The organism is Pseudomonas sp. SP16.1, assembly GCF_052682975.1.
The window spans coordinates 3,394,253-3,407,513 of the sequence record NZ_JBQYFZ010000001.1 but is presented as its reverse complement, the minus strand read 5'-3'; the positions used below and the strand labels follow the sequence as shown (position 1 = coordinate 3,407,513).

The 13,261-nt window shown below is 61.0% G+C and carries 7 protein-coding genes, 2 tRNA genes and 2 rRNA genes; 8 read left to right on the top strand and 3 right to left on the bottom strand.

Going from position 1 to position 13,261, the window contains the following annotated elements:
* Nucleotides 1-6 precede the first annotated feature (6 nt).
* The 7 genes from ACUTAF_RS16285 to ACUTAF_RS16255 all read left to right on the top strand — a co-directional run bounded on the left by ACUTAF_RS16285 (nt 7) and on the right by ACUTAF_RS16255 (nt 7,323).
* Nucleotides 7-83 (top strand) — tRNA-Ile (locus ACUTAF_RS16285).
* A 22-nt stretch (nt 84-105) separates the two neighbouring features.
* A tRNA-Ala gene (locus ACUTAF_RS16280) sits at nt 106-181 on the top strand.
* A gap of 252 nt (nt 182-433) precedes the next feature.
* Nucleotides 434-3,326: ribosomal RNA gene (locus ACUTAF_RS16275) — 23S ribosomal RNA — on the top strand.
* A gap of 156 nt (nt 3,327-3,482) precedes the next feature.
* Nucleotides 3,483-3,598: ribosomal RNA gene (rrf, locus tag ACUTAF_RS16270) — 5S ribosomal RNA — on the top strand.
* 165 nt (nt 3,599-3,763) lie between these two features.
* Complete coding sequence (locus tag ACUTAF_RS16265; protein WP_445580935.1) at nt 3,764-4,423, top strand: paraquat-inducible protein A; 660 nt, start codon at nt 3,764-3,766, stop codon at nt 4,421-4,423.
* Nucleotides 4,410-5,027: a paraquat-inducible protein A gene (locus ACUTAF_RS16260; protein WP_445580934.1), complete on the top strand. Its 618-nt coding sequence runs from the start codon at nt 4,410-4,412 to the stop codon at nt 5,025-5,027. The genes ACUTAF_RS16265 and ACUTAF_RS16260 overlap by 14 nt, the downstream gene beginning before the upstream one ends.
* Nucleotides 5,020-7,323 (top strand): PqiB family protein, encoded by a 2,304-nt coding sequence (locus tag ACUTAF_RS16255; RefSeq protein WP_445580933.1) that lies wholly within the window; start codon nt 5,020-5,022, stop codon nt 7,321-7,323. Before ACUTAF_RS16260 ends, ACUTAF_RS16255 begins: the two co-directional genes overlap by 8 nt.
* A gap of 146 nt (nt 7,324-7,469) precedes the next feature.
* On the opposite strand, the gene mksF is transcribed toward ACUTAF_RS16255, so the two are convergent.
* From mksF to mksB, 3 genes are all read right to left on the bottom strand, one after another.
* Complete coding sequence (gene mksF, locus ACUTAF_RS16250) at nt 7,470-10,304, bottom strand: Mks condensin complex protein MksF (protein ID WP_445580932.1); 2,835 nt, start codon at nt 10,302-10,304, stop codon at nt 7,470-7,472.
* Nucleotides 10,301-10,993, bottom strand: coding sequence for an Mks condensin complex protein MksE (mksE, locus tag ACUTAF_RS16245; protein WP_445580931.1), 693 nt, complete (start codon nt 10,991-10,993; stop codon nt 10,301-10,303). The genes mksF and mksE overlap by 4 nt, the downstream gene beginning before the upstream one ends.
* Before the next feature lie 84 nt (nt 10,994-11,077).
* Entirely contained in the window at nt 11,078-12,319 is a 1,242-nt protein-coding gene (mksB, locus tag ACUTAF_RS16240) for an Mks condensin complex protein MksB (protein ID WP_445580930.1), read from the bottom strand.
* Between the two features lie 225 nt (nt 12,320-12,544).
* Between mksB and ACUTAF_RS16235 the strand changes: the two genes are divergently transcribed.
* The gene (locus ACUTAF_RS16235) at nt 12,545-13,150 is read left to right on the top strand and encodes a hypothetical protein (protein WP_445580929.1); all 606 of its coding nucleotides are present in this window, start codon (nt 12,545-12,547) and stop codon (nt 13,148-13,150) included.
* Nucleotides 13,151-13,261 lie beyond the last annotated feature (111 nt).

The window sequence follows — 13,261 nt, the reverse complement described above, 5'->3', positions numbered from 1 at the left end:
TGTTATAGGTCTGTAGCTCAGTTGGTTAGAGCGCACCCCTGATAAGGGTGAGGTCGGCAGTTCAAATCTGCCCAGACCTACCAATTGCTTGGTGCAGAAGATTACGGGGCCATAGCTCAGCTGGGAGAGCGCCTGCTTTGCACGCAGGAGGTCAGCGGTTCGATCCCGCTTGGCTCCACCACTCTCGCGCGTTGCGGTAGCAGTTAAAGAGTTCAGAAATGAGCGCTTCAGGGGTTCCTGGTGAGTGCTGATTTCTGGTCTTTTGACCGGTACAAATCGTTCTTTAAAAATTTGGGTATGTGATAGAAGTGACTAACAGCGTGTTTCACTGCGCGTTGTTAATCAAGGCAAAATTTGTAGTTCTCAAGACGCAAATTTTCGGCGAATGTCGTCTTCACGATTGAGATCGTAACCAGATTGCTTGGGGTTATATGGTCAAGTGAAGAAGCGCATACGGTGGATGCCTTGGCAGTCAGAGGCGATGAAAGACGTGGTAGCCTGCGAAAAGCTTTGGGGAGTCGGCAAACAGACTGTGATCCAGAGATCTCTGAATGGGGGAACCCACCCGGCATAAGCCGGGTATCTTGTACTGAATCCATAGGTGCAAGAGGCGAACCAGGGGAACTGAAACATCTAAGTACCCTGAGGAAAAGAAATCAACCGAGATTCCCTAAGTAGTGGCGAGCGAACGGGGACTAGCCCTTAAGTTGATTTGAGTGTAGTGGAAGGCTCTGGAAAGTGCCGCCGTAGTGGGTGATAGCCCCGTACACGAAACGCTCTTATCAATGAAATCGAGTAGGACGGGGCACGAGAAACCTTGTCTGAACATGGGGGGACCATCCTCCAAGGCTAAATACTACTGACTGACCGATAGTGAACCAGTACCGTGAGGGAAAGGCGAAAAGAACCCCGGAGAGGGGAGTGAAATAGAACCTGAAACCGTATGCGTACAAGCAGTGGGAGCCCACTTTGTTGGGTGACTGCGTACCTTTTGTATAATGGGTCAGCGACTTATATTCAGTGGCGAGCTTAACCGAATAGGGGAGGCGTAGCGAAAGCGAGTCTTAATAGGGCGCTTTAGTCGCTGGGTATAGACCCGAAACCGGGCGATCTATCCATGGGCAGGTTGAAGGTTAGGTAACACTGACTGGAGGACCGAACCGACTACCGTTGAAAAGTTAGCGGATGACCTGTGGATCGGAGTGAAAGGCTAATCAAGCTCGGAGATAGCTGGTTCTCCTCGAAAGCTATTTAGGTAGCGCCTCGTGTATCACTGCTGGGGGTAGAGCACTGTTTCGGCTAGGGGGTCATCCCGACTTACCAAACCGATGCAAACTCCGAATACCAGCAAGTGTCAGCACGGGAGACACACGGCGGGTGCTAACGTCCGTCGTGAAAAGGGAAACAACCCAGACCGTCAGCTAAGGTCCCAAAGTTATGGTTAAGTGGGAAACGATGTGGGAAGGCTTAGACAGCTAGGAGGTTGGCTTAGAAGCAGCCACCCTTTAAAGAAAGCGTAATAGCTCACTAGTCGAGTCGGCCTGCGCGGAAGATGTAACGGGGCTCAAACCATACACCGAAGCTACGGGTTCATCCTTTGGATGAGCGGTAGAGGAGCGTTCTGTAAGCCTGTGAAGGTGAGTTGAGAAGCTTGCTGGAGGTATCAGAAGTGCGAATGCTGACATGAGTAACGACAATGCGAGTGAAAAACTCGCACGCCGAAAGACCAAGGTTTCCTGCGCAACGTTAATCGACGCAGGGTTAGTCGGCCCCTAAGGCGAGGCAGAAATGCGTAGTCGATGGGAAACGGGTTAATATTCCCGTACTTCTAGTTACTGCGATGGAGGGACGGAGAAGGCTAGGCCAGCACGGCGTTGGTTGTCCGTGTTTAAGGTGGTAGGCTGATTTCTTAGGTAAATCCGGGAGATCAAGGCCGAGAGCTGATGACGAGCGTTCTTTTAGAATGCGAAGTGGTTGATGCCATGCTTCCAGGAAAAGCTTCTAAGCTTCAGGTAACTAGGAACCGTACCCCAAACCGACACAGGTGGTTAGGTAGAGAATACCAAGGCGCTTGAGAGAACTCGGGTGAAGGAACTAGGCAAAATGGCACCGTAACTTCGGGAGAAGGTGCGCCGGTGAGGGTGAAGTATTTACTACGTAAGCCCATGCCGGTCGAAGATACCAGGCCGCTGCGACTGTTTATTAAAAACACAGCACTCTGCAAACACGAAAGTGGACGTATAGGGTGTGACGCCTGCCCGGTGCCGGAAGGTTAATTGATGGGGTTAGCGCAAGCGAAGCTCTTGATCGAAGCCCCGGTAAACGGCGGCCGTAACTATAACGGTCCTAAGGTAGCGAAATTCCTTGTCGGGTAAGTTCCGACCTGCACGAATGGCGTAACGATGGCGGCGCTGTCTCCACCCGAGACTCAGTGAAATTGAAATCGCTGTGAAGATGCAGTGTATCCGCGGCTAGACGGAAAGACCCCGTGAACCTTTACTATAGCTTTGCACTGGACTTTGAGCTTGCTTGTGTAGGATAGGTGGGAGGCTTTGAAGTGGGGACGCCAGTTCTCATGGAGCCATCCTTGAAATACCACCCTGGCAACCTTGAGGTTCTAACTCTGGTCCGTTATCCGGATCGAGGACAGTGTATGGTGGGTAGTTTGACTGGGGCGGTCTCCTCCCAAAGAGTAACGGAGGAGTACGAAGGTGCGCTCAGACCGGTCGGAAATCGGTCGTAGAGTATAAAGGCAAAAGCGCGCTTGACTGCGAGACAGACACGTCGAGCAGGTACGAAAGTAGGTCTTAGTGATCCGGTGGTTCTGTATGGAAGGGCCATCGCTCAACGGATAAAAGGTACTCCGGGGATAACAGGCTGATACCGCCCAAGAGTTCATATCGACGGCGGTGTTTGGCACCTCGATGTCGGCTCATCACATCCTGGGGCTGAAGCCGGTCCCAAGGGTATGGCTGTTCGCCATTTAAAGTGGTACGCGAGCTGGGTTTAGAACGTCGTGAGACAGTTCGGTCCCTATCTGCCGTGGACGTTTGAGATTTGAGAGGGGCTGACCTTAGTACGAGAGGACCGGGTTGGACGAACCTCTGGTGTTCCGGTTGTCACGCCAGTGGCACTGCCGGGTAGCTATGTTCGGAAAAGATAACCGCTGAAAGCATCTAAGCGGGAAACTTGCCTCAAGATGAGATCTCACTGGAGCCTTGAGCTCCCTGAAGGGCCGTCGAAGACTACGACGTTGATAGGCAGGGTGTGTAAGCGCTGTGAGGCGTTGAGCTAACCTGTACTAATTGCCCGTGAGGCTTGACCATATAACACCCAAACAATCTGCTGCTGACAGCAGAGGGTGTCGATGGTGAAGTCGACAAACCGAAAATTTGCGAGAGCTACAGGCCTGCGGCCTATGCCAAACGACTGTCACATACCCAATTCGCTGTAGCGGTTAACCCCGAGACAGCAACAAATTGCTTGACGACCATAGAGCGTTGGAACCACCTGATCCCATCCCGAACTCAGAAGTGAAACGACGCATCGCCGATGGTAGTGTGGTGCTTCACCATGTGAGAGTAGGTCATCGTCAAGCTCCTATACGAAACCCCAGATCGCTAACGCGGTCTGGGGTTTCTTCTATGTGCCGACAAAACGGCGGCCTTGATCCTTTGGGTGTCGGGGGCCGGTGCGCGGCGCGCGGTACGTGCATTTCCGTGTACCTACAATGGTCTAAAATGAGCGCATTGGGGGGGCGGTTATGCCAGATGCACTCGGGGATCAAGAGCTTTCAGGGCTTCCATTGGAGGCGCTGATCGGTTGTCACGAATGTGACTTGCTGATGCGCAAGCCTGTCTTGCATGACGGAGAGCGCGCGCAATGTCCTCGGTGCGGATATGAGCTGTTCGTGCATCGTCCACACGTCATCAAGCGTAGCCTTGCGTTGGTCTGCACCGCCTTGCTGTTGTACGTTCCGGCCAACTTTCTGCCGATCATGCAGCTGAATCTACTGGGGCAGTCGAGCCAGGACACGGTATGGAGCGCCGTTTTGGGGCTTTACCACAGCGGCATGCAGGGCATCGCCGTGGTGGTTTTTCTCAGCAGCATGGCGATCCCGCTGCTCAAGCTGCTGTGCCAGCTGTGTGTGTTGCTGAGCATTCGCCTGGATTGGGGGCGCAGCTATGGTTTGCTTCTTTACCGCATTTATCACCATATGCGCGAGTGGGGCATGCTCGAGGTTTACCTCATGGGGATCCTGGTCTCCATGGTGAAGCTGATGGGGCTGGCAGATCTTAGTTTGGGTATTGGCCTCTTCTGTTTCATCGCACTGCTTTTGATCCAGGTCTGGCTCGAGGTGACCATGTCGTCTCATCAGATATGGGAAGCGCTTGCCGGGGACGATGCGCATGCGAGCCATTGATGCAGGGTTGCTGATCTGCCATGAGTGCCATCAACTCAACCGTATGGACGGCGACGCTGCTCATCAGTACTGCAGCCGCTGTGGAGGCGTTATCCACGCGCGTAGTCCGGACAGTTTGGTTCGAACCTGGGCCCTGCTGCTGACAGCAACCATCCTCTATATCCCGGCCAATCTGCTGCCGATCATGACGATCAACAGCTTTGGCAAGGGGGCGCCTTCGACCATCATGGGCGGGGTAATCGAACTGATTCGCTACGACATGCTGCCGATAGCCGCTGTGGTCTTCGTTGCCAGCATCCTGGTGCCGACCTTCAAGCTTGTGGGCATTGCACTACTGCTGTACTCGATACAGCGCCACCAACCAATGTCGCCGCGCCAGCGCAACGTGATGTATCGCTTCATCGAGTGGATAGGCCGCTGGTCGATGCTCGATATCTTCGTCATCGCCATTCTGGTGACCGTGGTGAACTTCGGCACCCTGGCCAGCATCGAGCCGAATGCCGGCGCAGCCGCCTTCGCCAGTGTGGTGATCATCACCATGCTGGCTGCTTTGACCTTCGATCCTCGTCTGATATGGGACAACACGGAACCTGACCATGACTGATTTGCCAATGGCCAAGACTCGGCCTGCCTCCAACTGGTCGGCCATCTGGGTGCTGCCGCTGATTGCCTTGCTGATCGGCGGTTGGCTGGCCTGGCGCGCCTACAACGAGGCCGGTATCGAGATCCAGGTAATGTTCGAGAGCGGTGACGGCATTCAGGCCGGCAAGACCGAGGTGATCTACAAGGGGATGCCGGTTGGCAAGGTGATTGCTCTTGCGCTGGATCGCAGCGAGGCGCGGCGTGGGGTCATCGCCACGCTGGAGATGAACAAGGACGTGGAGGCTCGCCTGGTAACCGGGACGCGCTTCTGGCTGGTCAAACCCAGCGTCACCCTGGCCGGTATCACCGGATTGGAGACCCTGGTTTCCGGTAACTACATCGCGGTGAGCCCCGGGGAGGGCATGCCAAGCCGCGAGTTCGTCGCGCTGCCCGAAGCGCCGCCGCTGGCAGACGATGTGCCCGGACTGCATCTGGTGCTCAAGGCCGAGCGCCTCGGTTCGTTGAACAGGGACAGCCCGGTGTTCTACAAGCAGATCCAGGTCGGCCGGGTGAAGAGCTTTCTCCTCGCAGAGGATCAGAGCACCGTGGAGGTGAAGGTCTTCATCCAGCCGGAATACGCCAGTCTGGTGCGTAAGCACACGCGGTTCTGGAATGCCAGTGGCATAGCCGTCGACGCCGGGTTGTCCGGGGTCAAGGTGCGTACCGAGTCGCTGGCGAGCATCGTCGCTGGCGGTATTGCGTTCGCCACCCCCGAGCACCGCAAGGACAGCCCGGCCACCGACCCCAGTATTCCTTTCCGCCTTTATGAGGACTACGACGCGGCGCAGGCCGGTATCCGGATTTCACTCAGATTGCAGGATTTCGAGGGCCTGGAGCCGGGGCGTACGCCGGTGATGTACAAGGGGATTCAGGTTGGCCAGATGAAGACGTTCAAGGTCGACGCTGACTTGGGCGGCGCTCAGGCGGAGCTGGTGCTCGACCCGCGTACCGAGGACTATCTGGTCGAAGGCACCGATTTCTGGCTGGTCAGGCCCTCCATCTCGCTGGCCGGCATCACCGGCCTGGAAGCCCTGGTCAAGGGCAACTACATCGCCATCCGCCCCGGCGAGGCCGGCGGCGCTCCGCGGCGCGAGTTCGAGGCGCGGCCCAAGGCACCGCCGCTGGATCTGGGGGCGCCTGGGCTGCACCTGGTGCTGTTCAGCGACAGTCTGGGCTCGATGGCGGTGGGCAGTCCGATTCTCTATCGGCAGATCAAGGTGGGATCGGTTCAGAGCTTTCAGCTGTCGCGCGACGACAAACAGGTGGTGCTCGGTGTGCATATCGAGCCGGAGTACAGCCATCTGGTTAACAGTTCGACCCGCTTCTGGAATGCCAGTGGGATCACCCTCAGAGGCGGGTTGTCGGGGGTCGAGGTGAAAAGCGAGTCGCTGCAGACCCTGCTGGCAGGCGGCATCGCCTTCGAGACGCCCGACCGGCAGGCTGCCCGATCCAATCGGCAGGTGCAGCGCTTCGTCCTGCATGCCGATCGCGACAGCGCTCTGCAGCAGGGGCTGCAGATCCACATACGGGTCGCGACTGGCGAGGGTCTGGAGCCCGGCACGGCGATCCGTTACAAGGGGCTGGAGGTCGGCAAGGTTGAGACCATGACGCTCACCGACGACCTGCAGGCGGTGAATCTTGGCGTGCGCCTCACCGAGGCAGCCGAACGCATCGCACGGGAGGGTACGCAGTTCTGGGTGATCAAGCCGGAGCTCAGTCTCACTCGTACCGCCAATCTCGGCACCCTGGTCAGCGGTCAGTATCTGGAGGTGCAGCCGGCAGAGCGTCTCGGGGCGCGCAGGCTGGAGTTCACTGCCCTGAGCAGTCCGCCAAGCCAGGCGGTGCGCGAGGAGGGACTGCGTCTGGTGCTAAGTGCACCCAGACGTGGTTCGATCAAGCCGGGCGTGCTGGTCAGCTACCGCGAAATCCCGGTAGGCAAGGTGGTGGATTTCGAACTGGGGCCGACCTCGGATCGGGTGCTGATCCATGTGCTGATCGAACCGCGTTATGCGCCGCTGGTGCGCAGCGGCAGCCGCTTCTGGAACGCCAGTGGCATAGGTGTGGATGCCGGCCTGTTCAAAGGAGTGAAGGTACGCACCGAGTCGCTGGAGGCGCTGATCGAGGGCGGCATCGCATTCGCCACGCCGAACAACCCGGAGATGGGTGGCCCGGCGCAGCCTGGGCAGACTTTCGCGCTGTTCGATGAGGCGGACGACAGTTGGATGGGCTGGGCGCCGAAGATCGTGTTGGAGCAGTGAGCAAGCCGTGGTAATGAAAAGGGCCGCATTGAGCGGCCCTTTTCATTTTGCGTCTGTCATTCGCGCTACGAACTCATAAAGCTCGCGGCTGAAGCCGCTCCTACGGGCGTGTGAACAGTGGGAGGGGCTTTAGCCGCGACAGGCCGTCAGGCCGGTTCGGCAGCGATCTCCTCCGGCTGTGGCGCCTGCGCCTTGGCATTCTCCCGCGGCTTGATAAATTTCCAGTCTGCCTCGTCGATATAGATGCCATTCGGGCCGCTGCCGCCTTCCAGGTCAATGGCCACGTGGGCCGAGACCTGCGGCTTCACCGATGCCAGGATCGGCACGAAACCCAGCTGCAGGCTGGTCTCGATCAGGGCCTGCTGGTTGCGCTCGTCGATGTCCGCCGCCTCGTCGAGGTAGTAGGGCAGGCGAATGCGCCCGGCCTGCTCGCGATCCATCAGGTGCAGCAACAGGTACATGTTGGTCAGCGCCTTGATGGTCATGGTGGTGCCGTTGGATGCGGCGCCATCGATGTCGGTGTGGATGATCGGCTGGCCGTGCACCTTGGTGATTTCGAAGGCCAGTTCGAACAGATCCTTCAGGCCCAACTGGTTGCCGTTGGCGGCGACCAGGCGCGACAGGTAGTCCTTGGCTTCCTCGTTCTTGGCGTCCTGATCGGCCGATTGCGACAGATCGAACACCGACAGGGTCTCACCCTCTTCGTACTGGCCGGCGCTGTGGATGATCTGGTCGATATGGCGCAGGGCTTCCTTGTTCGGCGCCAGGACGATGCGGAAGCTCTGCAGGTTGGAGACCTGGCGTTTGTTGATCTCGCGGTTGAACAGCGCCAGCTGGTGCTCGAGGTTGTCGTAGTCGCTGCGGATATTGCGCAGGGTACGGGCGATATCGGTGACCGCCGCACGTCTGGCCTTCGCTAGAGTGAGGGCTTCGTCCTGGCGGTGCGCATAGGCGTTGACCAGCAGTTGCAGGCGACGCTCGACGTCGTCCTCGCTGTCGAACTTGGCCACGCCTTTCAGGCGTACCTGGGCGTAGAGTGCTTCGATCTGGCCGTCGATGCGCTGCAGCGCCTGCCAGGTGTCCTGGTAGTCGTTGAGCAGCGGCAGCAGGTTGTCCAGCGAGTCGTCCACCGGCTCCATGAACGGCGTGCCGAAGGGCAGATCGGCCGGCAGCAACTGGCGACGGCGCAGGGCGTCTTCCAGGGTGCGCTCCTTGGCTTCCAGATCGGCCAGTTGACGGCCGACCAGTTGCAGCTTGGCAGACAGCTGCTGCACGCGTTCGGCGAAGGCATCGCTGGCGCGCTTGAGTTCGTCCTGCGCGCCTTCCAGCTCGGCCAAGCGTTCCAGTTTCTGCGGTTCCTCGGCGGTCAGGGTCTGGCTCTTGCGGAAGTCTTCCAGGGCTTTCTGCGCATCCAGCACGGCCTGGTACAGCGTCTCGGCCTGGGCCTTGCTGGCGGCGCGGTCGGCGGCGACCGATTGCTGGGTCTTGAGCTGCTTGAGCTCGCGCTCCAGGCGATCCTTCTGGTCACGCAGGGCGGCGCGGTCGGCTAGTGCCTGCAGTGCCGGCGGCTCGATATGGCTGAGGTCGATGGACAGGCCCGGCACGGCGAAGGTGTCGCCCTTGAAGCGATCCAGTACCGCCTCGACCGCCTTGATCCAGTCATCACCCTCGGCCTGGATGCCTTTCTCGCCCAGCGGCAGACTGAACAGCTGGCCGTTGAACAGGCGCATCAGACGGTCGACGTCCTGTTGGCTGAATTCCTCGCGCAGGCGTGAGTAGCTGTTGTTGTCGGCGTGATCGAGCTGCTGCTTGACCGACTTGAGGCGTTTTTCCAGATCGCGCAGGCGCTCGTCGAGGTCTTCGCTGGAGAACTGCCGCGACTGCGCCAGGGCGCCGGCCAGTTCGTCGTGGGCGTCCTTGGCAGCGAGCAATTGCTCTTCCAGCACCTTGGCGTTTTCCACCAGGGCGAAGCGGTTCTTCAGTACGGCCAGCTCGCCCAGCCAGCGCTGGATCTCGCTGATCTCGCGCTCCAGGCGCATCAGCTCGCTGGTGCCGCCGCGCTGCTCGTTCTGCAGGCCGTCCTGCTCGTTGCGATAGTGCTCGGCCTGGATCACCAGCTCTTCCTTGCGCGCATCGGCGTAGTCGTGCCAGGTGCCCAGCAGGTTGTCGAGCAGCGGCGAGAGGCGGTGCAGCTTGCCGCGCAGCACTTCGCGCTGGGTCACGCCCGAGGCCAGGGCTTCGATCAAGGGGCCGGCGGTGACCAGCGCGTGGTAGTCCTGCTCCATGCGGCGCACGTCGCGGAAGGCTTCTTCGGTCGCGGCGATATAGTCGACGCTACCCGAGCGCAGGCTGTGCTCGAAGGCATCGAGGAACAGCTGCTTGAGTTTGGCCGCGGTGATCTCGCGCATGTGCAGGAGGTTGATAAACAGCGCGCGGAAGGTCTTCAGGCTCTGCTCGCTGGTGGAGCGCAGCGGGATCAGGGTCAGGTCCAGCGGGATGCTGGTGTGGCCGCCGACCAGCAGGCGACGCAGTTCGTCGGGCTTGAGCTCGTAGGCAGTGATGCCGGCCTGGCCGAGGTTCTTGAACAGCTCGCGTTGGCGCAGGCAGGTGCCGTTGCTCTGGTAGTGCTCCAGGTCCAGCTCGCCAGCGTAGGCGAAGAACTGGTGGCCGAAGCCGCCACCCGGGCCGCGACCGGCCACGCCGATCACGTGCGGGCCATGGGGCAGGGCGACTTCGACGAGGATATAGCTGGTGTCGCTGGCGAAGTAGAACTTGCGCGAGGCTTCCAGGCTGTACTTGCCGAAGCTCATGTCCGACATGCGCGCCAGGATGGGGAACTGCAGGGCGTTGATCGAGGCGGATTTGCCCAGGTTGTTGGCGCCGTAGACCGACAGCGGGTTTTCCAGCGGGAACAGGCCAAGGCTGTAGCCGGCGGTGTTCAGCAGGGCGAAGCGGCGGATGCCGTAGCGTTCCTGGCTCATGCGTCCATCTCCTGTGCGGCACGTTCTTCGGCCATGGCGCGGGCCAGGGCATCTTCCTCGGACTCTTCGCTATCGATGGCAGCGGTCGCGTCGGCGTCGCCGTCATCGTCCAGCAGCACCGGCGCCGGCAGCGGCAGGTCGCTGCTGTGCAGGCTGGCGGCCAGGTCGCGGTCATGCTGCACCGACAGGCAGACGTCGAGGAAACGGTGCATCGGCGGCAGGAAGCGGTACACGCCGTTGCTGTCCTCGGCGAAGCCGAGCTGGGTGAGGCGGCGGATGATCTTGTCTTCCAGCTCCTCGAAAGTGGTGACTTCGGCCTGCAGGAACAGGTCGCGGTACTTGTCCAGCAACGCTGGCAGCTCGTCACGACCGATGCTGCCGCCGTCGAGCACGGAGAGCGGGTCGCGGCCCTGGTCAGCCAGGTGCTCGACCAGGATGAAGGTGAACAGCGCCAGGCGTTGGGCGGTCTTGTTCACCTGTGGGGCGACCTGCTCGGGGACGAAGTAGTAGAAGCCGCGCGGGTCGCACACCAGCTCGAAACCGAGGGCGCGGAACAGCGCGCGGTACTGGTCCTGCATGCTCGACAGCTGGGCGTAGCACTCCGGCTCGCTGCGCGAGATGTGGTAGCCCTTGAACAGGTCGCGGAAGGCAGCCGCGAGCTGGGTCATTTCTTTTAGATCGATGTTCATACGCAATGCTCACGGGCAGTCGTAGGGTGCGCTGTGCGCACCATGTCGTCGGTTGCGGTGCGCACAGCGCACCCTACGGGCAGCTCAACCATTGGGCTGGCCTACCAGGGCATAGGAGCTGAGGCTGACCTCGTGCTCGCGAGTCAGGTACTGCCGGCGTTCCAGACGCTCGCGCTGGAAACGCGACTCGCGCGACAGGCGCGAGAACCAGTAGAGCAGCTCGTCGGTGGCACCTTCCGGCTCCTGCTCCAGCAGCCAGGTCATCAGGTCCGGCAGCGGCAGGGCCTGCTCGCAGCGCTCGATCATTTCCCGTGCGGTCTTCGGCGCCTTGGGCGCGCCGCCCTTGCGGCTGCCGCTGGCCTTGGGGAAATGCGCCGGCTTGGCTTCGAAACGGGCCAGGGCGTAGACGTAGGCCTCGACCTGGCTGGCTGAGCCCAGGAAGTTGCTCTGCGGCCGGGTGAACAGGGGCATGGCGGCCTGCGGCACGGCGTCGATGCCCTTCTTGCGGATCACCGACAGCGCCAGCGCCGCGCCACGGGTCACGGCGTTGTGCCGGCGCGCTTCCTCACGCAGCGGCAGCAGCAGCTCGCGGGCCTTGCGCAGGGTCAGCTGGGCGGTGGTCTGCATTTCCAGGATGCGCGCGTGGGTGCGCAGCAGCAGGTCGTCGTCGACCAACTGGCCAAGGCGCTGCTGGTCGCCGAGCAGGCGCAGCAGCACCTGTTCGACGCGACGCACGCCCTGTTCGAAGGCGCCGTCGGCGGCGACCAGCTGGATCATCGGCTCGACGTACTCGTCCCAGGTGGCCAGCACCTCGGCATAGCGCTGGCGCAGGGGAATCTGCCGATCCGAGGTCTTGGCCCGGTCGGCCACGCCGACCAGCGCCTGTTCGTCGTTGGCCAGCTTCTTCAGTACGTCGCGTACGCGCATATCGAGCAGGCGCAGCTGGCGCGCCAGGTCGTTGGCGTCGCGCACCTCGAAGGCGTCCTGGATATAGCCGGCCAGGCGCTCCAGGTGGCGCAGGTAGGCTTCGATCTCCAGGCACAAACCCAAACGGTGCTCACGCCGCAGGTAGGCGAGGAAGTCGTGGATCTGCGCGTTGAGCTCGAAGCGGTTGGGGCTCTTGGCCACCGGCACCAGGATGTCCAGGCGAATCCAGGTGTCGAGCAGGGCGGTGGTGTCGCTGGGCGTGGCGTCGGGCAACTGCGCGGCGAGCTGGCCGCGCAGCTCGACCAGGCTCAGGGTGCCGGCGTCGAAACGCTCGCACAGCGGTTCGAGCAACGTCCAGTGTTCGGCGAGGGCGCGCAACACGCGCTTGGGATCGATCATCGAGGCGCCGGGTTCCAGGCAAGTGAAAAGCGGCGATTGTACTGCAAGGCGGGGGGCGGTTTTGAGCGCGAATCGATCAGAGGCGGGTGACGCGTTGCGGCACATTGGGACGCAGCTCGCCCGAATAGGCCGGGCCAGTTCTTGATATGGCTCGAAAAACGCTGCTGGCCGACTGGCACGCTTTCTGCGGAGGACTCCAGGTAGCCTTGCCGCCAGAGTCCGTCCATGCCCGCCACCGCCCTGACCATCGACGCCCGTTGGCACGAGTTGCAGCAGCAGCGCGACCCGGGCTGGGAGCTGGGTGCCATCACCGAGCGCAGCGAGGCGATTGCCTTTCTCAGGCGCTTCGAGAATCGCCTGTGCATCTATTGCCGCTACGTGGAGAAACTCTACGGCAACTACAGCTTCGTGGTACCGCAGGACGAACGCGGCGGCATCACGATCCTGGCCGACGATTCGGCCCGGCACGAGACCTTCCACGACATTCCGGCGGCGGCGGTTGAGCCGACCGGCGTGCATATCCTGCCGGGTGAGGCGGTCGGCGAGACCGGGCTGTACCTCAAGGTACCAGGCGAGTTTCGCCTGGTGGCCTCGCGCGAACTGCCGTTCCAGGACGGCCTGCGCCTGCTGATCGAGCGTTACCGCGCGCGCGGCGAGCACTTCCTGCCGGTACTGGTCAAGGGCGATCTGCGCGAATTCGAGGCGCGCATGCCCTCGCTGCACCTGCACCGGATCAATACGCGCAAATTGGCGCACGGCGCGCAGCCGAGCATCGACGCCATCCGCGGCACCATCGCCGAGCATCTGCTGGGGCTGTTCCAGCGGGGCTGACGGCGTGGTTACGCGATTGTTGCCGGTGGTAACACCGTCCCAACGGCTAGCCTGCGGCCGCCGGGCTTTTCTCGACTATGGGTCGGGCCGCTGCGCCGAGCTTGCTCTTTA